Origin of the sequence: Metapseudomonas resinovorans DSM 21078 (assembly GCF_000423545.1) — a bacterium.
Taxonomy (GTDB): domain Bacteria; phylum Pseudomonadota; class Gammaproteobacteria; order Pseudomonadales; family Pseudomonadaceae; genus Metapseudomonas; species Metapseudomonas resinovorans.
The window spans coordinates 1-23,383 of record NZ_KE384033.1 but is presented as its reverse complement, the minus strand read 5'-3'; the positions used below and the strand labels follow the sequence as shown (position 1 = coordinate 23,383).

At 62.9% G+C, this 23,383-nt stretch carries 19 protein-coding genes; 6 read left to right on the top strand and 13 right to left on the bottom strand.

All coding sequences use genetic code 11. The annotated features are described in order from the left end of the window. Positions 1 to 4 precede the first annotated feature (4 nt). Positions 5 to 1,684, bottom strand: coding sequence for a DUF1302 domain-containing protein (locus G559_RS0126880; protein WP_028631198.1), 1,680 nt, complete (start codon positions 1,682 to 1,684; stop codon positions 5 to 7). Positions 1,685 to 2,050: 366 nt separating this feature from the next. Beyond that, positions 2,051 to 2,521 (bottom strand): MarR family winged helix-turn-helix transcriptional regulator, encoded by a 471-nt coding sequence (locus G559_RS0126875; RefSeq protein WP_028631197.1) that lies wholly within the window; start codon positions 2,519 to 2,521, stop codon positions 2,051 to 2,053. Between the two features lie 400 nt (positions 2,522 to 2,921). Between G559_RS0126875 and G559_RS0126870 the strand changes: the two genes are divergently transcribed. Further along, entirely contained in the window at positions 2,922 to 3,998 is a 1,077-nt protein-coding gene (locus tag G559_RS0126870; RefSeq protein ID WP_028631196.1) for an aromatic ring-hydroxylating dioxygenase subunit alpha, read from the top strand. Between the two features lie 185 nt (positions 3,999 to 4,183). Here G559_RS0126870 and G559_RS0126865 read toward each other — a convergent pair whose 3' ends face one another. Beyond that, positions 4,184 to 4,513, bottom strand: a complete 330-nt coding sequence (locus tag G559_RS0126865; protein ID WP_028631195.1) for a YegP family protein — start codon at positions 4,511 to 4,513, stop codon at positions 4,184 to 4,186. Between the two features lie 272 nt (positions 4,514 to 4,785). Here G559_RS0126865 and G559_RS0126860 point away from each other — a divergent pair, with 272 nt between their 5' ends. Further along, positions 4,786 to 6,153, top strand: coding sequence for a substrate-binding domain-containing protein (locus tag G559_RS0126860; protein ID WP_028631194.1), 1,368 nt, complete (start codon positions 4,786 to 4,788; stop codon positions 6,151 to 6,153). Between the two features lie 94 nt (positions 6,154 to 6,247). On the opposite strand, the gene G559_RS0126855 is transcribed toward G559_RS0126860, so the two are convergent. After that, on the bottom strand, positions 6,248 to 8,491 hold the full coding sequence (locus tag G559_RS0126855; RefSeq protein ID WP_081668174.1) for a TonB-dependent siderophore receptor: 2,244 nt from the start codon (positions 8,489 to 8,491) through the stop codon (positions 6,248 to 6,250). 358 nt (positions 8,492 to 8,849) lie between these two features. Here G559_RS0126855 and G559_RS0126850 point away from each other — a divergent pair, with 358 nt between their 5' ends. Both G559_RS0126850 and G559_RS30745 read left to right on the top strand, forming a co-directional pair. Then, entirely contained in the window at positions 8,850 to 9,860 is a 1,011-nt protein-coding gene (locus tag G559_RS0126850) for a TerC family protein (RefSeq protein WP_028631192.1), read from the top strand. Continuing rightward, positions 9,853 to 10,026 carry a hypothetical protein gene (locus tag G559_RS30745; RefSeq protein ID WP_169338785.1) on the top strand — a complete coding sequence of 58 codons (174 nt, stop codon included), beginning with the start codon at positions 9,853 to 9,855 and terminating at the stop codon, positions 10,024 to 10,026. Before G559_RS0126850 ends, G559_RS30745 begins: the two co-directional genes overlap by 8 nt. Positions 10,027 to 10,124: 98 nt before the next feature. On the opposite strand, the gene G559_RS0126840 is transcribed toward G559_RS30745, so the two are convergent. Further along, positions 10,125 to 11,354: an acyl-CoA dehydrogenase gene (locus G559_RS0126840; RefSeq protein WP_028631191.1), complete on the bottom strand. Its 1,230-nt coding sequence runs from the start codon at positions 11,352 to 11,354 to the stop codon at positions 10,125 to 10,127. Positions 11,355 to 11,505: 151 nt separating this feature from the next. Here G559_RS0126840 and G559_RS0126835 point away from each other — a divergent pair, with 151 nt between their 5' ends. After that, positions 11,506 to 12,447: a LysR family transcriptional regulator gene (locus G559_RS0126835; RefSeq protein ID WP_028631190.1), complete on the top strand. Its 942-nt coding sequence runs from the start codon at positions 11,506 to 11,508 to the stop codon at positions 12,445 to 12,447. Positions 12,448 to 12,570: 123 nt separating this feature from the next. On the opposite strand, the gene G559_RS0126830 is transcribed toward G559_RS0126835, so the two are convergent. From G559_RS0126830 to G559_RS0126810, 5 genes are all read right to left on the bottom strand, one after another. Further along, positions 12,571 to 13,341 carry an enoyl-CoA hydratase gene (locus tag G559_RS0126830; protein ID WP_028631189.1) on the bottom strand — a complete coding sequence of 257 codons (771 nt, stop codon included), beginning with the start codon at positions 13,339 to 13,341 and terminating at the stop codon, positions 12,571 to 12,573. A gap of 117 nt (positions 13,342 to 13,458) precedes the next feature. Beyond that, positions 13,459 to 14,586 carry an acyl-CoA dehydrogenase family protein gene (locus tag G559_RS0126825; protein ID WP_028631188.1) on the bottom strand — a complete coding sequence of 376 codons (1,128 nt, stop codon included), beginning with the start codon at positions 14,584 to 14,586 and terminating at the stop codon, positions 13,459 to 13,461. 10 nt (positions 14,587 to 14,596) lie between these two features. Next, a complete protein-coding gene (locus G559_RS0126820; RefSeq protein ID WP_028631187.1) occupies positions 14,597 to 15,790 on the bottom strand; it encodes an acetyl-CoA C-acyltransferase in 1,194 nt (397 codons plus the stop codon). A gap of 10 nt (positions 15,791 to 15,800) precedes the next feature. After that, on the bottom strand, positions 15,801 to 16,568 hold the full coding sequence (locus G559_RS0126815; protein ID WP_028631186.1) for a 3-hydroxyacyl-CoA dehydrogenase: 768 nt from the start codon (positions 16,566 to 16,568) through the stop codon (positions 15,801 to 15,803). Between the two features lie 18 nt (positions 16,569 to 16,586). Further along, on the bottom strand, positions 16,587 to 18,206 hold the full coding sequence (locus G559_RS0126810; RefSeq protein ID WP_028631185.1) for an acyl-CoA synthetase: 1,620 nt from the start codon (positions 18,204 to 18,206) through the stop codon (positions 16,587 to 16,589). Between the two features lie 232 nt (positions 18,207 to 18,438). On the opposite strand from G559_RS0126810, the gene G559_RS0126805 reads away from it, so the two are divergent. Next, positions 18,439 to 20,385, top strand: coding sequence for a DEAD/DEAH box helicase (locus tag G559_RS0126805; protein WP_028631184.1), 1,947 nt, complete (start codon positions 18,439 to 18,441; stop codon positions 20,383 to 20,385). Positions 20,386 to 20,513: 128 nt separating this feature from the next. Here the strand turns inward: G559_RS0126805 and G559_RS31190 are convergent, their stop codons facing one another. From G559_RS31190 to G559_RS31065, 3 genes are all read right to left on the bottom strand, one after another. After that, a complete protein-coding gene (locus G559_RS31190; protein ID WP_028631183.1) occupies positions 20,514 to 20,726 on the bottom strand; it encodes a hypothetical protein in 213 nt (70 codons plus the stop codon). 966 nt (positions 20,727 to 21,692) lie between these two features. Next, on the bottom strand, positions 21,693 to 23,198 hold the full coding sequence (tnpC, locus tag G559_RS0126790; protein WP_028626748.1) for an IS66 family transposase: 1,506 nt from the start codon (positions 23,196 to 23,198) through the stop codon (positions 21,693 to 21,695). A gap of 19 nt (positions 23,199 to 23,217) precedes the next feature. Beyond that, entirely contained in the window at positions 23,218 to 23,376 is a 159-nt protein-coding gene (locus G559_RS31065; protein WP_276325054.1) for a hypothetical protein, read from the bottom strand. Between the last annotated feature and the right edge of the window lie 7 nt (positions 23,377 to 23,383).

Genomic DNA, 23,383 nt, shown 5'->3' with positions numbered 1-23,383 from the left:
TCCCTCAGAAGGTGGTTTTCACGGAGAAGGCCAGGTAATCCCGGTCCTTCAGCGACTGCTTGAAGGTGAAGTGGTTGAGCGCGTCGAGGTTGGTGTCTTCCGGCCCGTAGTAGTGGGTGTAGGTGAGGCCGAAGGTCACCCGGTCGAGGTAGGTGGCGCTGACGCCGATGTTGAAGTCGCCGCCGTTGTCAGGCCCGAAGCTGCTGATCACCGCCGATTTGCCCATGGGGAAGTAGCTGATGCCCAGCGGCACGCTGAGGTCGATGCCGGGGAACACCTGCCGATAGGTCGGGCTGTAGACCAGTTTGATGCCCACGCCATCGTCGGTGGCTCCCGGGTCCAGCGCGGCGCGGTTCTTGGTCACACTGAGCAGCCGGTTCCAGGCGATCTCGCCCACCAGGCTGGCCTCGTTGGAGATGAACGACGGGCCGAGGGACGCCAGCATGTTCAGGTTGACGTGGGCGGTGCGCCCCACGGCGTAGAGCGGATCGTCATCGTTGTCGGCAACCACGCCAGGCAGCACGGTCTGCCCATTGGAAACCAGCGGCATGTTCCAGCGCATCGAGGCTTCACCGGCGAAGCTGAACTCTTCCACCGTGGTGGCGAAGCTCGCACCCAGGGCGCGGATCTCCTCCGGATAGACCCAGTAGTACTCGCCGATCTTGCCGGTGGCGAAGTTCGGACCGGTAGCGCTGGGCTTGAGGTACAGCTTCGGCGACTTGTCGTGGTACTGGATGGCGTAGAGGCCGTACTCGGTGGTGTCGGCGGTGTAGCGCAGCTGCAGGCCGCCCTGCCCCGAGCTCTTGGCTTCCTTGTCATTGCCGTGGAAGAAGGCGGCCGGGCTGGCCGGGTTGCCACCCAGGAAGGTCGGGAACGGCGCCCCTACGACCAGCCGCTCGTTGCCTTCGCCGATGGTGTCGCTGACCGAGAAGTAACTGCCGGCACCGGGCAGACGGGTTTCTTCCCATTCGAACTGGTAGAACGCGCCGAGGGACAGGTCGTCGGTCATCTGGAAGGTGGTGGAAAGCTGGTTGACCGGGCGGGTGATTTCCTTGAACTGGGTGTTGGGCACCGACACCGCCTTGACCACGTCCACCGGCGCCATGCCGCCGGCGATGCCGTTGGCACCGAAAAACAGGCTTTCACCCCAGATCAGGCCATGGCGGCCGACCCGCACGGAAGTCGCCTTGTCGGCCAGGGCGCCGTTCCAGTAGACAAAGGCGTCCAGCAACTCGGCGTCACCACCATGCAGGTGGCGGGTGTCGTCGGTGAACTCGTCGAAGGCCACCGAGCGTGCGTTGGCGCGGGTCGGGTCGTCGTTGTCGTTGTCGTTCTGGTATTCGGTGTCAAACCAGCCGGCACCACTGACGCGAGCACCGAAGTCGCGGTAGCCGATGTCCAGTTCAGAGAGGATGTCGAGCCGGTTGGAGATCAGCCCCTTGTCGAAGGCGCGATCACCGTCGTCCTGGTTGCGGGCAACCTGCCCTTCTGTGAGCTTGCTGCTTTGGTCCTTCAGGCGCCAGGCGGCGCTGTACTTGAGCGTGTTGTCCCAGCGCAGACTCAGGTCGGGGTTGCCGGTCTGAATCTCGAATGCTTGGGCGGAGGGAAGGCCATACACCAGGGCCGCGGCGAGCGTCAGGGTGAAGGGCGCACGCCGCGCAGCGGCGATATTGCGAATAGCCATCGAACGAACCCTCTTATTGTTCTTGTTGGCGAACTTCTCGTGAGCCACGACCGGCCGGATCAAGGCAGACCGGGCCGGTAGGGCCAGAAATGCCGGAGTGGCATCGCCAGGCGGGATTGACCAGGCGACGGGCAAAGGTTGACGTGAGGGGCTGGCTCTGACTAATCGCTTGTTGGGATGCGACCTATCGGCAATCGCGATACCTGAGAGACGCAGAAAAGACACGGCACAAAGCCGCCGGCGGAGGATCGAACCTCCGCCGGGGCACTTAGGCGCGGCGTTGGAAAGGAAGGAGGGAAGCCAGGGTATTGCGTAGTAATACCCTCAGGCGTGCCTGGCATTCGGCAGCGGGCGTGCCTTGTGAAGTCAGTCGGTGCCAGGGTCGTAGTCGTTCACGTTGCCGACTTGAGTATGCAGGCGTCCCAGCAGCTCGATGAGCGTGTCCACTTCCTCGGCTGACAATCCGCTCAGTAATCGGCGCTCTCGCTCAAGCGCAACTTTCAGTACTCGATCATGCAGTTCCCGCCCACTCGCGGTGAGGCTCACGGTATTGCGCCGAGCGTCCTGCGGGTCCACCTGACTGCTGACATGCCCCGCTGCCTCCAGCACTTGAAGTGATCGGCTGACCGCGCTCTTGTCCAACCCAATCACCTGGCAAATGCGGTTGGCCGTGATGCCGTTCTCTACAGCAAGCATGGACAACATTCGCCACTCCACGACACCCACCCCAAAGTGCTTGCGATAGCACTGCGAGGCCCCGGTTGCGAGCTTGTTGGCGAGGAAGGTGATCAGCCCGGGAACATAGCGGGCAAGGTTCAGTTGAGAATCGGTGTGCATGAACAAAGCGCCTTACTGACGAGGTGCATGATGAAATTGGTTGACGCCGCAACCAATTACTCCGAGGATTACCTTCAACGAAACGGCGCGGGCAGGTGTCCGCATGATATGCCGCCGTAGAACCTCACAAAAATAATTATCAGGCCCTCGTCATGAACCACCTGGATTACGCCTACCCCTCTCTACACTTCCGCACTTTTGCTCTCCCCGTCTCAGCCTCGGGCTGAGTCACTACCCACCCCCGGGTCTTCAACGTCTTCTTTCAAACGCCACTTCAGTGTGGAGGGCTGAGTCATGCTCCAGGTTCGCGTGAGCCGAAAAATCCATGAAGCAGAAGGTATCTGCAGCTTCGAACTCTACCCCCCCAAAAAAACAACAACCATGAACCCTGGAGGCCACCATGAGTGCATCCAATGCTGAACCGCTCGCCTGTGAGATTGCGCCCCCATCTATCCCCTGTTTCCCACTGGATCAGTGGTACGTGGCGGCGCTGGGATGGGAACTGAAGGACCAGCCGCTTGGCCGGACCCTGCTGAATAGGCCGGTGGTGCTATTCCGCACCGCCGATGGCAAGGTCGCAGCGTTGGAAGACCGCTGCTGCCATCGGGCATTGCCCTTGTCCAATGGCACCCTGGAAGAACGCGGCGTACGTTGCGGTTACCACGGGCTGCTGTTCAACAGCGAAGGCAAGTGCCTTGAGATTCCCGGCCAGGAAAAGATTCCCGGCAAGGCCAGGGTACCGGCTTACCACGTTCGCGAGCAGGACCAGATCGTGTGGATCTGGTTCGGCAGCGAGGCTCATCCGGAGCCCACGTGCGAACCTCCGATCTATGACGTTCACAGCAGCGGCAAGTACCTGTTCGACGGCGACGTCTACCACTACGACGCCCCCTACCAACTCATCCATGACAACCTGATGGACCTCAGCCACCTGGGCTATGTCCATCTGCGCACCATCGGTGGCAATGCCAGCATTCACATGAATGCGCAGATGAAGGTGGAAGACAACGGGGAAATGGTCCGCGTGGTTCGCCACATGCCGGACTCCGTTCCGCCCCCCACCTATAGCGCGGCCTATCCCTTCAAGGGCAATGTGGATCGGTGGCAGGAGATTGAATTCCATGTCAGCCACCTGCGCATCTGGACTGGTGCGGTGGATGTGAATACGGAGGCTCTGGATGACCCGGATCGGGGCGGTTTCCACATGCGCGGCTTCCACGGCGTGACGCCGGAAACTGAAACCACCAGCCACTACTTCTGGACCATTGCCACTAATCCGAAAAGCGATCCGGAGACAGTCAAGGCCAAAGTCGTCGAGCAAACCATGCTGACGTTTGACGAAGACAAGGTCGTGATCGAGGCGCAGTACCGGAACATGTGTCGCTTCGGCGCGCTTCCCATGATCGACATTCATGTCGACGCTGGCGCCAACCGCGCTCGCCGGATCATCGAACAGCTTCGCCGCTCCATCCGTTGAGTGCTGTCGTTCATCTCGGTTCGGGGTCATCGGCTCTGCCTCGGATGATTCGAGTCAGCGAACCCGCAGGACGCCGCCGGTGCCTCAGGTTGGTGCGGAAAGCGCGTTGGGCTTCGCATCGCTCAGCCACAAGCACGAAAAAGGCCCATCGATGATGGGCCTTTCTTCTTTCATCGCCTGTTCGCTCAGGCCTCTTTCACCATCTGGGTCGCACCCACTCGCATGATGGTTTCGATAGCGCGCTGCAGGGCATGCTCGGAGTCGTAGAGGTGGCTCCGGGCGATGATGTCCTTGTTGGCCGCGCGCAGCTTGAAGTAGTTCTTGCCGCTGGAATCGATGCGCCGTACGAAACGCTCCTCATGCACGCAGTTCTCGCGGAACAGGGCCATGGTCGCCTCCGCGACGCCACGGTCCTCATAGACACCGGTATCCAGCAGGGTCTGCGCATCGGCTGCCTTCAAACGCAGGCGCCAGGTGCCACCCGTATTCTTGCGCAGCTCGAACCAACCACTCATCACAACACTCCTCGAACAATTAGGGGATGCGCTTAAGCGCCGGCTTGAAACACCCCGGCGGGGCATTTCAAGCAGCGGGCTACCCTACCCCTTTGCATTTTTCCGGCTAGCAGGACCGGGCTTATTGAGCTGTAGGAGCGGCCACGTCGCTTCAGGCGAAATTTCGCCGTATACAGCAAAGCCCCATGCCAGAGCCTTCCTGTCATATCTCCGTCACCCGGCTGACTTAATCTCGCGGCTCCTTCCACTCCCTAGAAACAAGGTGTCTGCCCATGCCGCGCGCCATGACCGCCAGCGACAAGGACCTGTGGGGCCGTGCCCTCAGCATGTTGCTGCTCGGTTTCGTCTGCTATGCCTTTCCCTGGTCGGTGTTCGCCGCCGAGCCCGAGACCGTCCTGCGTATCCAGGGCTCCAACACCATCGGCGCCAAGTTGGGGCCGGCGCTGGTCAAGGGGATGCTGGAAGAGGAAGGGATGCGCGCGATTCACCAGACGCCGGGGGATCGGGAAAACGAAGTGCACATCCTCGGCCACGATGCCCAGGGCAAGGAAATCCGCGTGGAACTGGCCGCCCATGGCTCGTCCACCGGCTTCACCGCACTCAAGGAGGGCAGCGCTGACCTGGCCGCATCTTCGCGCCCGATCAAGGACGCCGAAGCCAAGGACCTGTCCACCTTCGGTGACCTGCGCAGCCAGTACGCCGAACAGGTGATCGCCATCGACGGCCTGGCCATCATCCTGCACCCGGACAACCCGTTGCGCACCCTCACTACCGCACAGCTGGCCGCCGTGTTCGCTGGCGAAGCGAAGACCTGGGAAGAACTCGGCGGCAAGGGCGGTGCCATTCACCTCTATGCCCGCGATGACCAGTCCGGCACCTACGACACCTTCAAGGAACTGGTACTGGCCCGCCAGGGCAAAAGCCTGGCCAGTACCGCCCAGCGCTTTGAATCCAACGACAAGCTGTCTGCCGCTGTCAGTGGCGACCCGCAGGGGATCGGCTTCGTCGGCCTGGCCTCGATCAATCAGGCCCGCGCACTGGCGATTGCCGACGGCGACTCCCAGGCGATGCCGCCCAGCGTTGAACTGATCGCCACCGAGGACTATCCGCTGTCGCGCCGGCTGTTCATCTATATCAAGCCGGGCGAACAGAACCGCTGGGCCCAGGCCCTGGTGCATTTCGCCCAGAGCCCGCGCGGCCAGGCGATCGTTGACCAGACCGGTTTCGTCGCCCAGCAGGTCCAGGCGATCAAGGTCCAGGCGCAGCAGGATATGCCCGAGCGTTACCGCGACCTGGCCACCCATGCCCAGCGCTTGTCGGTGAACTTCCGTTTCCAGGAAGGCAGCGCCAACCTCGACAACAAGGCCCTGCGCGACGTGCAGCGGGTGCTGGATTACCTGAAGCAATCCAACAAGCTGGAACAGAAGGCGGTTCTGGTGGGCTTTGGCGATCCCAAGGCTGACCCGCAACGTGCCGAGCTGCTGTCCAAGCTGCGGGCCATGGCGGTGCGTCGGGAGTTGGCCAAGGGTGGCGTGAGCCTACGCGACGTCGCGGGCCTCGGCGACGAGCTGCCAGTAGCGGCCAACACGGCCGAGGAAGGACGGATTCGCAACCGTCGGGTGGAAGTCTGGGTGTATTGAGCCGGCGGATAGCCCCGCCGATGGGTTTCGTACCTCAACCCATCCTACGGAGCAGGGGAGGCCCCGCCCCTTTCGGGAGCGGGGCCTTGCCGTATCAGAAGTCGAATCGGGTGGTCAGCATGTAGTTGCGCGGATCGCCGTAGAAACCACCTTCGTAGAAGCCCAGGTTGCTGAAGTACTTCTCGTCGGTGAGGTTGTTGGCGTTGAGGGTGACCGACACCTGCTCGGTGACCTGGTACTTCGCCATCGCATCCAGCAGCCAGTAGCTCTCCTGGGTGTACTCGAAGTCACTGGCGTTGGTCGCCGGGTTCCACACGTCCTTCCAGATCTTGCTCTGCCAGCTGGCGGAGCCACCGATGGTCAGCTTGTTGAACTGGCCCGGCAGGCGGTAGCTGGTGGACAGGCGGAACATGTCTTCCGGCTCGGTGGTGGAGATCTTGTCGTGATCACCGTCACGGGTAATGCGGTGGGTGTAGCCACCCTGCACCTGCCAGTCCGGCATCAGCTCGCCAGCGACCTCGAGCTCGAAGCCCTTGGTCTTGGCGCCCTGCACGGCGCGGTAGATGGACTTGTTGTTGACCGCATCGAAGCCGATCTGCTCCGGCAGGTTGTCCTGCTTGACCTCGAACACGGCTGCGCTGGCGTTCAGGCGACCATCGAAGAACTCTGCCTTCAGGCCCAACTCGTAGGCATCGCCCTCTTCCGGCTCGATGGCCGTGCCGCTGGCATCCTGTTCGCTCTCGTGGGGCTTGAAGATGCTGGTGTAGCTGGCATAGACCGAGTAGGTGTCGTTCAGGTCGTAGACCACGCCGGCATAGGGCACCACCACGCCGTTTTCCTGCAGCTCCTGCAGCTTGGCGCTCTGGCCGGTGCTGAGGTCGGTACCGGTGCTGTCCAGTTCCCAGTTGGAGACGCGGCTGCCCAGGATGATCGACAGATCATCGGTGGGCTTGAAGCGGCCGGTCAGGTAGGCGGCGGACTCTTTCAGCTCGTCGTCCTGCTTGGAGGTCGGATTGCCCCAGGCCGGCTCAGGGAAGTCACCGGTCCAGCCATTGATGGTCGGTACGCTGTCGAAGAAGAAGGGCCAGTTGGTGGACTTGGATTCGATATCGCGGTGCGACAGGCCGACCACCAGCTCATGCTCGCGGCCGAGCAGCTGGAAGGGGCCGCTGGCGTAGAGGTCATATGCATTCTGGGCAGTTTCGTAGCGGTACTTGCCGCGCCAGATGAACATGCCGGAGCCATCCACCGGGTTCGGGTTGCCGCTGGCGGCGGAGCCCAGGGTGATGGGTGCATCGGTCTCGGTGCGGCTGATGGAAGCCTTTACGATCCAGTCGTGTGCGAGGCGCTGTTCCAGGGTCACGAAGGCGTTGTCGGCGGTGTTGTCCCACTGGCTCCACTTGGTGCCCGGATTGAACGAACGGGACAGGGTGAACTCGTTACCGTTGCTGTCCACCAGTGGGGTCGAAGCCCCCCAGGAGGAGCCTTCCGGACGGTTGGTCTGGCGGCTCAGGCCGGCACTCAGCAAGGTGTCTTCGGTGATGTCGGTTTCAAGGATGCCGTAGAAGACCTGCTTCGTTTCGGACAGGTGGTCCATGAAGGACTGGCCGTCTTCATAGGCGGTAACGAAGCGGCCACGCACATTGCCCTGGGGAGTCAACGAACCACCGATGTCGAACTCGGTGCGGTAGGTGTCCCAGCTGCCAGCACCGGCGGAAACGTAGCCGGAGAGTTCCTTGGTCGGGCGCTTGCGCACTAGGTTGACGGTGGCCGAGGGGCTGCCGAAGCCGCTGAGCAGGCCGGTGGAGCCCTTCAGCACTTCCACGCGGTCGTAGATGACCATGTCGGCCTGGTCGATGCCATTGCCGAAGCGGAAGGCCGCGGGGATGCCATCGATCTGGAAGTTGTCGATCTCGAAGCCGCGTGATTTGAAGCTGGCGCGGCTGCTATCCAGCTTGTTGACGGTGATACCCGGTGTTTTCGAAAGCACGTCACCGATGCTGGTGAGGCCCTGGTCATCCATCTGCTGGCGAGTGATGACGCTGACCGATTGCGGGGTCTCGCGAGGCGACAGCGATAGCTTGGTGGCGGTGCGTGTCGAACCGGTGGTGTAGGAACCCGTGCCTTCAGTGGCTTCACCCAGACGGTTGTCGGTGATGGACGTCGCCACCAGTTCCAGCGATCCATTGCCGTTCTGCTGCTCTTCGGCAAGCGCCCCACCCGCCTGCAATGCCAGGGTCACCCCCAGGATCGCCACGGACAACGGATGACGCTTGAGCCGTGCGGCAACGGCATCCCCAGCCGTATTCGCCGCGTTGAACGCATTTTGCTGTTGCACTCTCAAACCCCTTGAATGGTCTGTCTGCTTGGTTAGCCGGCTAACCACTGGCTTTCTATTTTTCTGCTGTGTGCGGCGCCCTTGGCTGGCGCCTGGCGGCCGTGCAGGCGGGAACGCATCTGACGGCGGATGCAGAAATTACCATCGAATAAGAATTATTTACAAATGTAAATTCGGATACTTCTCATGCGTATTGGGAAATTTCGACCAAAGACAGGGCAAAGATTTGTTACAGCGGCCCCGTATCTACGTTGCCCGACCAACGGTTAGGCTTCCTTTTGTGACGCCGGGCCCCTCTGACGGCTTGCCAGCCGCCATGTCGGAGTCACTTCTTCAACTACGACAGAAGGAGGGGCTCATGGCAGCTCTACATGCATTTCTCACCGCCGACTTCCTCGGCACCGCCACCTGGTTGTGGCTTGTCTTCCTCGCAATAGTCCTTGCCTTGCTGGTCTTCGACCTCGGGGTGCTTCACCGCGACCAGCACGAAATCGAGATGCGCGAAAGCCTGCTGCTCTACGGCGGCTACTTCAGCGTCGGCGTGCTGTTCGGTGTCTGGGTCTGGTTCGAGCTGGGCGCGCAGAGTGCGCTGGAGTTCTACACCGGCTTTTTGGTCGAACAGTCGCTGTCCATGGACAACGTCTTCGTCATGGCGATGATCTTCGGCTTCTTCGCCATCCCCCGCCGCTACCAGCACCGCGTGCTGTTCTGGGGCATCCTCGGGGTGGTGGTGCTGCGCGCCATCATGATCGGCCTGGGTAGCGCCCTGGTGAAGGAGTTCGACTGGATCCTCTACGTGTTCGGCGCCTTCCTGCTGTTTACTGGCGTGAAGATGCTCTTCGCCCGCCAGGAAGCCCACCCGGATCTGGCCAACAATCCAGTACTCAAATTTGTCCGCCGTCATATCCGCGTTACCGACGACCTGCACGGCGCGCACTTCTTCGTACGCCTGAAGAAAGCCGGCGAGAGCAAGGCCCTGCTCTACGCTACCCCGCTGTTCCTGGCCCTGGTGTTGATCGAACTGGCCGACCTGGTGTTCGCGGTGGACAGCGTCCCGGCGATCTTCGCGATCACCCAGGACCCGTTCATCGTCTACACCTCGAACATCTTCGCCATCCTCGGCCTGCGCGCCCTCTACTTCGCCCTGGCGGCACTGATGCACCGCTTCGTCTACTTGAAGTACGCCCTGGCCCTGGTGCTGATCTTCATTGGCGGCAAGATTTTCCTGCACGGCTTCATCGGCAAGATTCCCCCGCTGCTGTCCCTTGGCGTAACCTTCGGCCTCCTTGCCGGCGGCGTGCTCCTGTCCCTGTTGAAAACCCGCGACCGCCCGGCCCAGAAAACGGGAGACCTGGAGAAACATGGATGAAGTGCGCATCGAGCCCTTCGAGAAAGGCGGCCGGACCTACTGGCGGGTACGCCTGGGGCAACGCGGCCTGACCTTTCAGGAGGAACTGGCCGCGCGCACCTTCGCGGCACAGTTGCACCTGCGGATGGGTTGGCTGCGCGAGGGGGATGGTCCCAAGAAGGAATAGCCCGCAGCCCGGATTGCATCCGGGCTACCCCACCCCGAACTACGAAACAGAGAAACGAAGAAGGCCCGCGCAATGCGGGCCTTCTTCGTTGCGGGCGATCACTGACCGCTGCGCAGCATTTCCTTGGGTACGTACTTGCCGACTTCATACTTGCCGATAGCCGCGCGGTGCACTTCATCCGGGCCGTCGGCCAGGCGCAGGGTGCGCTGCATGGCGTACATGTAGGCCAGCGGGAAGTCGTTGGAAACACCGGCACCGCCGTGGATCTGGATGGCGCGGTCGATCACGCGCAGGGCGACGTTGGGTGCCACCACCTTGATCTGCGCGATTTCGCTCTTGGCTACCTTGTTACCCACGTTGTCCATCATGTAGGCCGCCTTCAGGGTCAGCAGGCGGGCCATGTCGATTTCCATCCGCGAGTCGGCGATCTTGTCGATGTTGCCACCCAGACGCGCCAGCGGGCGACCGAAGGCAGTGCGGCTGACGGCGCGTTTGCACATCAGTTCCAGGGCGCGCTCAGCCATGCCGATGGAGCGCATGCAGTGGTGGATGCGGCCCGGGCCGAGACGACCCTGGGCGATCTCGAAGCCGCGACCCTCACCCAGCAGCACGTTCTCGTAGGGCACGCGCACGTCTTCGAAGAGCACCTCGGCATGGCCGTGAGGTGCGTCGTCGTAGCCGAATACCGGCAGCGGGCGCAGGACCTTCACGCCGGGGGTGTCCATGGGAACCAGGATCATCGAGTGCTGCTGGTGGCGCGGCGCGTCCGGGTTGGACAAGCCCATGAAGATGAGGATCTTGCAGCGCGGATCGCAAGCGCCCGACGTCCACCATTTGCGGCCGTTGATGACCCACTCGTCACCCTGGCGCACCGCGCGGGCTTCCATGTTGGTGGCATCGGACGAAGCCACGCCCGGCTCGGTCATGGCGAAGGCCGAACGGATCTCGCCACGCAGCAGAGGCTCCAGCCATTGACGCTTCTGTTCTTCATTGGCGTAGCGCACCAGCACTTCCATGTTGCCGGTATCCGGCGCGGAGCAGTTGAACGGCTCCGGGCCCAGCAGGGAGCGGCCCATGATCTCGGCCAGGGGCGCGTATTCCATGTTGGTGAGGCCAGCGCCGTACTCGGACTCCGGCAGGAACAGGTTCCACAGTCCTTCCGCCCTTGCCTTGGCTTTCAGCTCTTCCATGATCGCGGTGGGCTGCCAGCGGTCGCCTTCGGCGACCTGCTGCTCGAATACCGGCTCGGCCGGATAGACATAGGCGTCCATGAATGCGGTGACGCGTTCACGCAGTTCCTGGACCTTCGGGGAATAGGCGAAATCCATGCGGGGCTACCTTTTACGGGCTGTTTGGTGAGGTCTGGTAAGGATGCTAGAACAGGGCGTAAGATTTCCCTAGTCTATTTTCGGCATCTATGAACATTCATCACCGATATATGATCCGCTGATAAAAACAACTTCGAGGAGCACGCCCGGCATGAATCTGAACAAGGTAGACCTCAACCTCTTCATCGTCTTCGACGCCATCTATACCGAGGCCAACCTGACCCGCGCCGGCCAGATCGTCGGCATCACCCAGCCCGCCGTCTCCAACGCCCTCGCCCGCCTGCGGGAAACCTTCAACGATCCCCTTTTCGTGCGCACCGCCCAAGGCATGGTGCCCACGCCCATGGCGCAGAACATCATCGGCCCGGTGCGCAACGCCCTGCAGTTGCTGCGGGTCTCGGTGCAGGAAAGCCGCACCTTCAACCCGGCCCAGGCGAACAAGACCTACCGCATCAGCATGACCGACCTCACCGAAACGGTGATCCTGCCGCCGCTGTTCCAGCGCCTGCGCCGCCTGGCGCCAACCGTGCAGATCGAGAGCTTCCTGGCCAAGCGCCGCGAAACCACCAAGGAACTGGCCGCCGGCCGCCTGGACTTCGCCGTGGACGCCCCGCTCAACACCGACCCGCAAGTGCGCCACGTGAAACTGATGGAGGACCGCTACGTCTGCGCCATGCGCCGCGGTCATCCGCTGGCCAAGGAAAAGATCACCCTGGACGAGTACCTGTCGCTGTCCCACATCCACATTTCCAGCCGTCGCAGCGGCCTGGGCTACGTGGACCTGTCACTCGGCAAGATGGGCATCCAACGCAAGGTGACCCTGCGTTCGCAGCACTACCTGATGGCCTCCACCGTGTTGCACGGCACCGACCTGGCCATCACCGTCCCGGAGCGCTTCGCCCGCCGCCAGGACCTGCACTATGTGGACCTCCCGGTGCATGACGTGCCGTCCCTGGAAACCCACCTCTACTGGCACGAAAGCACCGACCAGGACCCGGCCAACCGCTGGATGCGCGAGCAGATCATCGAAATCTGCCAGCAGGTGACGGCACAGGAGCAGAAGGAAATGAAGGAGCAGAAAGAGCGGGCGTAGTGACCTGTAGGGGCGAACTCATTCGCCTAGGGCAGCCAAGCTGCCCCCTTCAACATTGCGGAGCAGGTCTTCGATCTGCCTGGCGATTGAAATCGTCCCTACAAGCGCGACATTCGTCCGGGGCTACCGACCAAACTCCGGCTTGCGCTTCTCGATGAAGGCGCCCATGCCTTCCTTCTGGTCCGGCGTGGCGAACACCGCCTGGAACAGCCGCCGCTCGAAGCGCAGCCCCTCCGCCAGCGAGCCTTCGTCCACGCGGTTGACGCACTCCTTGAGCATCATCACCGCAGTGCGCGATTGCGCGGCGATGCGGCTGGCGCTGTCCATCGCCTCATCCAGCAATTCAGCCGCCGGCACCACCCGCGCCACCACGCCACAGCGTTCTGCCTCGGTGGCGTCCATGCTGCGGCCGCTCAGGAGCATTTCCATGGCCTTGGCACGGCCCACCAGGCGGGTCAGGCGCTGAATGCCGCCGGCTCCCGGAATCACGCCCAGCTTCACTTCCGGCAATCCGAATCGCGCGGTGTCTGCGGCAATGATGAAATCGCACATCAGCGCCAGTTCGAACCCGCCCCCCAGCGCGTGGCCGGCCACGGCGGCAATGATCGGCTTGCGCCGTTGGGCCACGCGATCCCAGCGGCCGAGGAAGTCATCGAGGTAAGTGCCGGGAAAGCACAGGCCGGCCATTTCCTTCACATCGGCGCCCGCGGCGAAGGCCTTGGCGGAACCGGTGATAAGCACGCAGCCGATGGCAGCGTCACGCTCAAAACCGTCGAGCACCTGGTTCAGCTCGTCGATGAGCTGGGTGTTGATGGCGTTCAGCGCCTCAGGGCGATTGAGGGTGACCAGGCCGACAGCGCCGGCCTGCTCCACCAGCAGGGTCTGGTAGGTCATATCGAATTCCTGGAGATGTTTGTAGGCCAGTCCTGCGGCCTGGTTGGCGAATGAACCCGCCCTGGAACCTTGTAGGGGCGAATTCATTCGCCAAGGGCAGCGCAGCTGCCCCAAAGCTCAGAGACTGCGGGCGATCACCATGCGCTGCACGTCGGAGGTGCCTTCGTATATCTGGCACACGCGCACATCGCGGTAGATCCGCTCCACCGGGAAGTCCTTCAGGTAGCCGTAGCCGCCCAGGGTCTGGATGGCTGCCGAACACACCTTCTCGGCCATTTCCGAGGCGAACAGCTTGGCCATGGAGGCTTCGGTCAGGCAGGGCATGCCGGCTTCACGCAGGCTGGCGGCGTGGTGGACCATCTGCCGCGCCACGGCGATCTGGGTGGCCATATCGGCCAGGCGGAAGGCCACCGCCTGGTGCTCGATGATCGCCTTGCCGAAGGTCTTGCGCTCGTGGGCGTAATCACGTGCGGCTTCGAAGGCCGCGCGGGCCATGCCGATGGACTGCGCGGCAATGCCGATGCGCCCGCCTTCCAGGTTGGACAGCGCGATGCGGTAGCCCTCGCCCTCCTCGCCCAGGCGCAGGGACGCCGGAATGCGCACCTCGTCCAGCTGGATCTGGCAGGTGTCCGACGCGTGCTGGCCGAGTTTTTCCTCGACCCGAACGACCTGATAACCGGGCGTTTCGGTGGGCACGATAAAGGCGCTGATGCCCTTCTTGCCGGCCTGCGGGTCGGTCACGGCGAAGACGATCACCATCCCCGCATGGCTGCCCGACGTAATGAACTGCTTGGCGCCGTTCAGCACATAGTGGTCGCCGTCGCGGCGGGCACGGGTGCGCAGGTCGCTGGCATCGGAACCCGCCTGGGGCTCGGTGAGGGCGAAGGCACCGATCATCTCGCCCGTGGCCAGCGGGCGCAGGAAGCGTTCCTTCTGCTCCTGGCTGCCGTACTTGAGGATGGGCATGCAGCCCACCGAGTTGTGCACGCTCATGATGGTGGAGCAGGCGCCATCACCGGCAGCGATCTCCTCCAAGGCCATGGCGTAGGCCAGGTGGCCGGTGGCCGCGCCGCCCCACTCCTCCGGCACCAGCATGCCGAGAAAGCCCAACTGGGCCATTTCGCGGATGGCCTCGGCCGGGAAGCGGTGCTCGCGGTCCCAGTCGGCGGCGAAGGGTTTCAGCCGTTCCTGAGCGAACTGCCGGGCCATGTCGCGGATCTGGATTTCGTCTTCGTTCGGGATCATTGCGCGTTCCTCAGCTCATGCGCTCGATGGCGACAGCAGTCGCCTCACCACCACCGATGCACAGCGACGCCACGCCACGCTTCAGGTCGTACTGGGTCAGGGCGCTGAGCAGGGTCACCAGCACACGGGCGCCGGATGCGCCGATGGGGTGGCCCAGGGCGCAGGCGCCGCCGTGGACGTTGAGCTTGTCGTGGGAGATGTCCAGGTCACGCATGGCGACCATGGGCACCACGGCAAAGGCTTCGTTCACTTCAAACAAGTCCACCTCATTCAGGCCCCAGCCGGTGCGGGCCAGAAGGCGCTGGATGGAACCCACCGGCGCCGTGGTGAAGAGGTTCGGCGCATGGGCAAAGGAGGCATGACCCGCGATACGCGCCAGCGGGGTCAGGCCGCGCTTTTCCGCCTCGGACAGGCGCATCAGCAGCAGCGACGCGGCGCCATCGGAAATGGAGCTGGCGTTGGCCGCGGTGACGGTGCCGCCCTCGCGGAAAGCCGGCTTCAGGGTGGGGATCTTGTCCAGGCGCGCCTTGGGCGGTTGCTCGTCCTGGCTGATGGTCACTCTTTCGCGGCCAGACGTGGCTTCCACCGGCACGATCTCGGCAGTGAAGCGGCCGTCGGCCATGGCCTTCTGGGCGCGGGTCAGCGAGGTGATGGCAAAGGCATCCTGCTGTTCGCGGGTGAAGCCATAGGCCTGGGCGCAGTCCTCGGCGAAGGTACCCATCAGGCGGCCCTTGTCGTAGGCGTCTTCCAGGCCGTCGAGGAACATGTGGTCCAGCACCTTGCCGTGGCCCATGCGGTAGCCGCTGCGCGCACGCTCCAGCAGGTACGGTGCATTGGACATGCTCTCCATGCCGCCGGCCAGCACCACGTCGGCGCTGCCGGCGAGCAGCAGGTCATGGGCCAGCATCACGGACTTCATGCCCGAGCCGCACATTTTGTTCACCGTGGAGCAGGCCACGCCCTGCGGCAGGCCCGCACCAAGCGCGGATTGCCGTGCCGGGGCCTGGCCCTGGCCGGCCTGCAGCACGCAGCCCATGATGACTTCGTCCACGACGTCGCCTTGCACGCCGACGCGTTCCAGCGCGGCGCGGTTGGCAGCGGCGCCCAATTGCGCTGCAGTCACGTCCTTGAAGTCGCCGAGGAAGCCGCCCATGGGCGTGCGCACGGCACTGACGATAACGATCGGATCGGTTTTCTGGGTCATGGCGTTCTCCTTACTTGGCAGCCATGCGAATGGCGCCGTCGAGGCGGATGACTTCACCGTTGAGCATGGTGTTCTCGACGATATGGCGGACCAGCGCGGCGTACTCGGAGGGGCGACCCAGGCGCGGTGGGAACGGTACCGCTGCGCCGAGGGAATCCCGCACTTCCTGGGGCATGCCGGCCATCATCGGGGTTTCGAAGATGCCGGGCGCGATGCACATCACGCGAATACCGTGGCGCGCCAGTTCGCGGGCGATTGGCAGGGTCATGCCGACCACGCCGCTCTTCGACGCGGAATAGGCCGCCTGGCCGATCTGCCCGTCGAAGGCCGCGACCGAGGCGGTGTTGATGATCACGCCGCGCTCACCTTCCTGATTCGGCTCGCCCTGGGCCATGGCTTCTGCGGCCAGGCGCAGCATGTTGAAGCTGCCCACCAGGTTGATGCTGATCGTCCGGGCGAAGCTGTCCAGGGCATGCGCGCCGTTGCGGCCGATGACCTTCTCGGCCGGAGCGACACCAGCGCAATTGACCAGCCCGTGCAGGCCACCAAAGGCCTCGACGGCGGCGGTCACGGCCGCGCGGGCGTCCTCATCACGGGTAATGTCTGCCTTGACGAAGCGGGCGTTGGCACCCAGTTCTTCGGCACGGGCGGCGCCGGCATCGGCGTTGATGTCCACCAGTACCACCTTGCCGCCCTGCCCCACCAGCTCGCGGGCGGTGGCCAGACCAAGGCCGGAGCTACCGCCGGTCACCAGGAAAACGGAATTCTCGATACGCACGTTTACGACTCCTTCGGATCAGTGAGCGGCGGCCGCTTGGGCCTTGGCGATCTCCTGGTTGCGCAGGAGGAAGCGCTGGATCTTGCCGCTCGGGGTCTTGGGCAATTCCGCGACGAACTCGATCTCGCGCGGATAGGAATGGGCGGACAGGCGCTTGCGCACGTATTGCTGCAGCGCCTCGGCCAGGGCGGCGTCGGCGGTGTGGCCGGCGTGCAGCACGACGAAGGCCTTGACCAGTTCGGTGCGCTCCGGATCGGGTTTGCCGATCACCGCGGCCTCGATCACCGCCGGATGCTCGATCAGCGCGCTCTCCACATCGAAGGGGCCGACCCGATAGCCGGACGTGGTGATCACGTCGTCGGAACGGCCGACGAAGCTGATGCTGCCGTCCTCGTTCAGCTCCACGGTGTCACCACTCAGATAGTAGTCACCGACGAACGCCTTGGTGGCCATGCCCTGATAGCCGGGGAACCAGAACAGCGGCGAGCGCGGCATGTCCAGGGCGAGGATGCCGGGCTGGCCGCAGGGCAGCTCGCGGTGCTGCTCGTCCAGCACCACCACGCGGTGACCGGGCATGGCGAAGCCGGCTGCCCCCAGGCGCACCGGGTGCTCCAGCGCATGGTGGTTGCACAGCACCATGCCCAGCTCGGTCTGCCCATAGTGGTCATGGATGGGGCAACCCAGGCCTTCGGCGAACCAGCGGATCACCTCTGGCGTGAGGGGCTCGCCGGCACTGCTGACGGCGCGCAGGCTGCCCTTGATGGCGCCCTCTACCTCGTCGCGTGCAGCCAGCAGCAGGCGGTAGGCGGTCGGCGAGCCGGCCAGGTTGGTGATGCCGTACTCGCGGATGATGCGGCAGGTACTTTCAACGGTGAACCCGCCTTCGTAGAAGGTGGTGGCATGACCCATGGCGAGCGGACCGGTCACCGCGTAGTAGAGGCCGTAGGCCCAGCCCGGATCGGCAAGGTTCCAGAATCGGTCCTCGGGGCGCAGGTCCACCGCATCACGCATGTAGCTGACGAAGGCGACGATGGCCTTGAGCGGTACGGACAACGGCTTTGCCAAGCCGGTGGTGCCAGAGGTGAACATCAGCAGGAAGGGATCGGACGCCTTGCGCAGCACCGGCTCGAAGCTGTCCGGCTGAAGCCCCAGCTCGCGCCAGAAATCCTCGCCCACAGTCAGTACCGGCGGTGCGCCCTCTACCTCGTCCAGCTTGGAACGGTTGGCCAGGTCAGTCACCACCAGCTTCGAGCCGGCACCCTGGACGCGGTGCTCGATGGCCTTGGGCCCGAAGGCGGTGAACAGCGGCTGGTAGACGGCACCGGCACGCCAGGTGCCGAGAATGGTGATCAGGAGTTCCGGGGTACGCGGCAGCAAGCCCGAAACGCAGTCCCCGGGGCGCACGCCACGGGCCTGCAGGAAATTGGCGAAGCGCGCGGCGGCTTCCTTGAGCTGGGCGAAGGTCCAGGTGGCGCGTTCACCGGTGCGCCCCTCCCAGACCAGGGCGACGCGCCCCGAATCGGCATGGCGGTCGCAGCATTCGACACAGGCGTTGAGCGCGTCGAGCTCCCCGGCCAGGGCGGTAGAAGCGGCGCTGGCGTAATCGAATTCGCGGGCAGCGGTGAAGTAATCGCGCATCGGGTGGCCTCCCAGGTTGTTTTTGTTGGAGTGCCGGGATGGTCGCGCCGGGGGCCGGTGGCGGCAATGTCGAAAGGCATCAACCTGGGTGAGCGAATTTGACAGGGACGAGCCATCCCCCGTGCGGGAGTCCCTGCCGCCCCGGCCTGGCCGACAGCAATCCGCCATCATCCAGTCTTCGCGCAAAAGCGCTTATGATTCCGCGCTTTGTCGTGGTTACAGGGATCAACCCATGCTGTCTGCTGTGAAACGCTACAAGTCGCTGCTGTCGGGGGCCTTGGCGCGTTACTTCCCACGAACCACTGAATACCTGCGCGCCGAGAACGAAGCGGTCGCCCAGCTCAGAAAGCCGAAACCTCGGGCCAAGAAACCCGCCACCGCCGCTAAAGCCAAGGCCGGTGGCACCCGCAAGACCGCCGCTGGCGACGGCCCCGCCAAACCGCGCCCAGCCAATGACGACGGTATCTACAGCGGCGCCAGAATGAAGGTGACGGATGCGCAGGCAGAGGCCATGCGCGCACGGGTTGCCCAGGCAGTGGCGGCCGGGGTGGTGAGCGCGCCCTCCGACGAACAATGGGCGATGATCCTCGGCCGCGCCCCGCTCACCCGCATCTTCGCCGGCGCGGGTTCCGGCAAGTCCACCACCCTGGTGCTGCGGGTGGTGTTCATGCTGTGCCATATGGGCGTGGCGCCGGAGAAGCTGACCGTCATTTCATTTACCAACGCCTCCTGCGCCCAGTTGCGCGAGCAATTGCTGAGGGTCCTGGCCTTCTGGCAATTCCCCTTCGACGCGGCCCAGGCGCGCCAGTGCGTGCGCACGTTTCACTCCGCCATGGGCACCCTGGCCAAGGAGCTGCTGGGCAACCCGCGCTGGTTCGAGCAACTGGACGAAGCCACGACGGGCGAGCTGGACAACCCGCTGCTCGCCGGTCGCCTGCGCCCCGCCCAGCAGCGCCTGCTGCAACAGGCCTATCAGGCGTGCTACACGGCGGACGCCGCCTTCCGCGAGCGGGTACACAGCCTGCTGGACCTGCCGCCCCTGCCCGCCCCCGCCGAAGGGCAGCCGCCGCAAATTCCCAAGGCGCCGCTGGATGGCTTCAAACTGGCCGGCGAGTTCACCTCGCTACCGCTGTTCGAAGCCTTCCATGCGCAGGCCGGGTTCATGGAGAGCATCGGCATACGCCTCGACCAGCTGAATCCACGCGAGCTCAGTTGCTCCCCACGAGAGCGCACCTTCGTCGAAGCCCAGGTGCAATTCTGGAAGTACTTCGACGAGCGGCTCAGGGAGCAGGGGTTGATGACCTTCAACGCCGCTTTCCAGCGCCTGGGTGAAGTCCTGGCCGAAGGCGACAGCGTGCCCAACGAGGCCCTGATGCCCTTCTGCCATTTGCTGATCGACGAGTTTCAGGACATCTCGCCGCAGATCGTCCAGTGGCTGCAGGCCTTGCATCGCAGCCTGGCGCGCCGCGGCGAGGCAGTCAGCCTGATGGCCATCGGCGACGACTGGCAGTCCATCTACGGCTGGCGCGGCAGCTCGCCTGAGCTGTTCATGGACTTCGACAAACACTTCCCCAGCAAGGGCAAGACGAAGAAAAGCACCGTGCTGATGCTGGAAACCAACTACCGCTCCATCGAGCCGGTGCTGCGCGACGGCGAGGCGGTGCTGGACGGCGTGGCCTTCAAGCAAACCAAAGCGAGCAAGGCGTTCAAGGCCATGCAACCGGGCGACCATGGGGTGAAGCTGGTGACCCGCTTCGACCTCAAGGCGCGCCTGCCGGAACTGGTGAAGGAGATCCAGGCGCAGTGCACACACGTCGCCAGCCGCGCCAGTGCCGACCGCAATGCCGTGCTGGTACTGAGCCGGCGCAATGAACCGTTGCGGCAAATCCAGGCGCAACTGGATTCGACGCTGCCGGTACGGGCCTACAGCATTCATCGGGCCAAGGGGTTGCAGGCGGAAGTGGCAATCATCGTCGACGACTGCATGCCCCCGGAGAAACACCCGCTGCGCAATGCGCTCTACGCCTACTCGGGCTTCTTCCGTAACAGCTACGACCAGGCCATGCAGGACGAGAGCCTGCGCCTGGCCTATGTGGCTATTACACGGGGCGTGAGCCGGGTGATCTGGTACACCAACAAGGTGCAGGGGGCGGTCGAGGTGCTGACGCGGCGCGGATGAACGCGCCGTTTCCTTTGCTGAAGACAAGAAGCACGAGGCCCGAACGAATTCGGGCCTTTTGCCTTGACGAGTGCTGATCCTCGCCCGAGAACGCTTCCCCTCACCTCCATGGTCCCGGGGGAGCGCCTTCAGGCCATGAGGTCGCTAGCCACGCCCGCCGCCATAACCACCGTGTCCACCTTGTCCACCGTGTCCACCTTTTCCACCGTGATCGCCGCGACCACCGTGATCACCTTTTCCGCCATGATCGCCGCGTCCACCGTGATCACCTTTTCCGCCGTGATCGCCCTTGCCGCCGTGATCACCCTTTCCACCGTGATCGCCCTTGCCGCCGTGATCACCGCCTTTCCCGCCTTTCTCACTCGCGATAGCGCTGGAATCACTGGAGATATAGTCAGGAATAAGAACGGTGGACGCCGACAGCACTCCACCAATCGCCAGGGCCAGCAAACATTTTTTAATGGACATCAGAACCTCCGACTTGCTTATTAATTAGTTAGTTAGTTAGTCGACAATCGATCCCCATACGTAATCGCAATTAACATTCAACGCGACCTGGAACAACCAAACCAACAAACAAGATTCGGCGCGGAGATACCAGACAAAAACCATCAAGCCATCAGAGCCACGCATCCCACCTGCTTGTAAATCCATTTCAACCTCAACCCAAAAAAACATTTTGATGAAGATCAAAAAATGAAAACTATGCAGATCCAAATAAACATTACCAAACAGCAACGAGACGCAATATTCGAACCGATAGACCAACTGCAAAAACATGACACCGCGACCCAAAAAGATCTCTTCCGCTTATTGAAGGCAATACTAAGCCGCCCTCCAAAGTCAGCCGGAAAGGCTATATTCAAAGGGAGCGCCGCCAACACCAGTGATCGATATGTTCCTGACCCAGCACTATAAAACAGCAGGACACGACCGACCGATACACCCTGTAAAAAATGACGAGCGGATAATAATCAGACCACGCCCACACAAACCGGCTTATCCCCACAAAAACTATCAAAACCAGACACACGGCAAATAACGGGTTATATCTTCTGCAAATTTGATCCAGATCAAATTTAATTGACGAGCCACAGCAAGAAGCATGAGCAAAATTAGCTTCAAATTCGGACGATCGGTTTATCCAAACTCAAACAATCTCTATCTTCCCGACCTTGCCGGGCAGCGGGCAAGCAACTGATTCATGTACTTTACAAATGCACACTCCGTGCACTTATCGATTTGCCAATCCCAGGTTCAACGTATCCGCTCCATAAACCCCGTCTTCCTTTGACGAGTTGCCGTGATCAGGATGCGTTTGTCGGTGGGCAGTTCCACGGCAGCAGGGCTTCGAAGTCTTCGATGCTATTGGCCAGCGGCACGCGTTCGAGGATGTAGCGCAGCCAGGCATAGGGCTCCTGCCCGTTGGCTTTCGCGGTTTCGATCAGGCTGTAAATCTGCGCGCTGGCCGTGGCGCCCTTGGGTGTGTCGCTGAATAGCCAATTCTTGCGGCCGATCACGAAGGGGCGAATGGCGTTCTCGGCACGGTTGTTGTCGATGGGCAGATGCCCGCCTTCGACATAGCGCACGAGCCGGTTCCAGTTGCTGGCCAGGTAGTTCACCGCTTTGCCCAGGGCGTTCTGGACGGCGACCTGCGGCTGAGTCTTGTCCAGCCAGGCTTTGAGCTGCTCCAGGACCAGCAGGCTGCGCTGCTGTCGTACGGCATGGCGTTCCAGGTCGCCGCTGTCCTTGTGATCGCGCTCGATGCCGTAGAGCTTGTTGATCAGGTTCAAGGCTATGTCGGCGCGTCCGATCTTGCCCTTGGGCTGCACCTTCTGCGCGTCGATGAACTTGCGTCGGGCGTGGGCCCAGCAGGCCAAGCGCTCGATCCCCTCTTGCGCGGCCACGGTGTTGTAGCCGGCGTAGTCATCGGTCATCAGGTAGCCGCGATAGCCTTCGAGCAGGCGCAACGGCACGTCCTGCGCACGGCTGGTGCTGTAGTCGAACAGGACGACGGGTTTCTCCGGCGGGCCGCCGCTCTGCACCCACATCCAGGACTGCGCCGAGGGATCTCGCCCGGGTTCATGCAATACCTGCAGCCGGGTTTCGTCGCAGTGCAACACCGGGTAGCCCAGCAACTGGTCGCGCATGATGTTGAGCAGGGGCTGCAACTGTTCGCCGGACTGGATCACCCAGCGCGCCAGCGTCTGGCGGGGGATGTCGATACCATGGCGACTGAGCATCTTCTCGAAACGATACAGCGGGATGCCATCGGCGTACTTGGTGGTCAGCAGCATGGCCAGCACGCTGGGGCTGGCCAGGCTTTTCTCGATCAGTTGGGCTGGCTTGTCGGCCGTGACCGGGGCGCTTTCGCAGGCCTTGCAGGCGTAGGTCTTGCGGATATGGCGGATCACCCGTACCTGCATCGGGATGATCTCCAATTGCTCGCTGGTCTCTTCGCCGATGGCCTGCTTGCAGGCGCCGCAGGCACAGGTGCGCTCGTGCTCAGGTAGTTCGTGGACGATTTCCACGCGCGGCAGCTCGGCTGGAAGAGGCTTGCGCTTGCCACGTCGTTTCACGGGGGCGACAACTTCTTCGACCTCGGTCTCAATCGATCCGCCAGCAGGCTCTTCGAGCAGCTCTTCAGCCTCGTTGAACATGGCCAGTTGCGGGGAGTCGGCATCCTCGGGGCTGCGCTCGGACTTTGGCGAGAACAGTTTGTGGCGCAGCAGAGCGACCTGCTCCTGCAATTGCAGAACCAGGGCCTTGAGTAGGACGGGATCGTCGGGAAGGTTGTCGGCGCCAGATTTCATGGCGCCGGATTATACCGGCTCAGCTCACAAAACGCGGGGTCAGCACCTTGTGTGGCTGGTTCCCCCAGAGGTCGAAACCGGCCAGCAGCTGATTCAGTTCCCGCACCGTCAACACGATGGGCTCATCAGCATTGGGCTTGGTCTTGAAGCGCTCAGCCTGCAGGCGCTTGAACCACAGGCAGAAG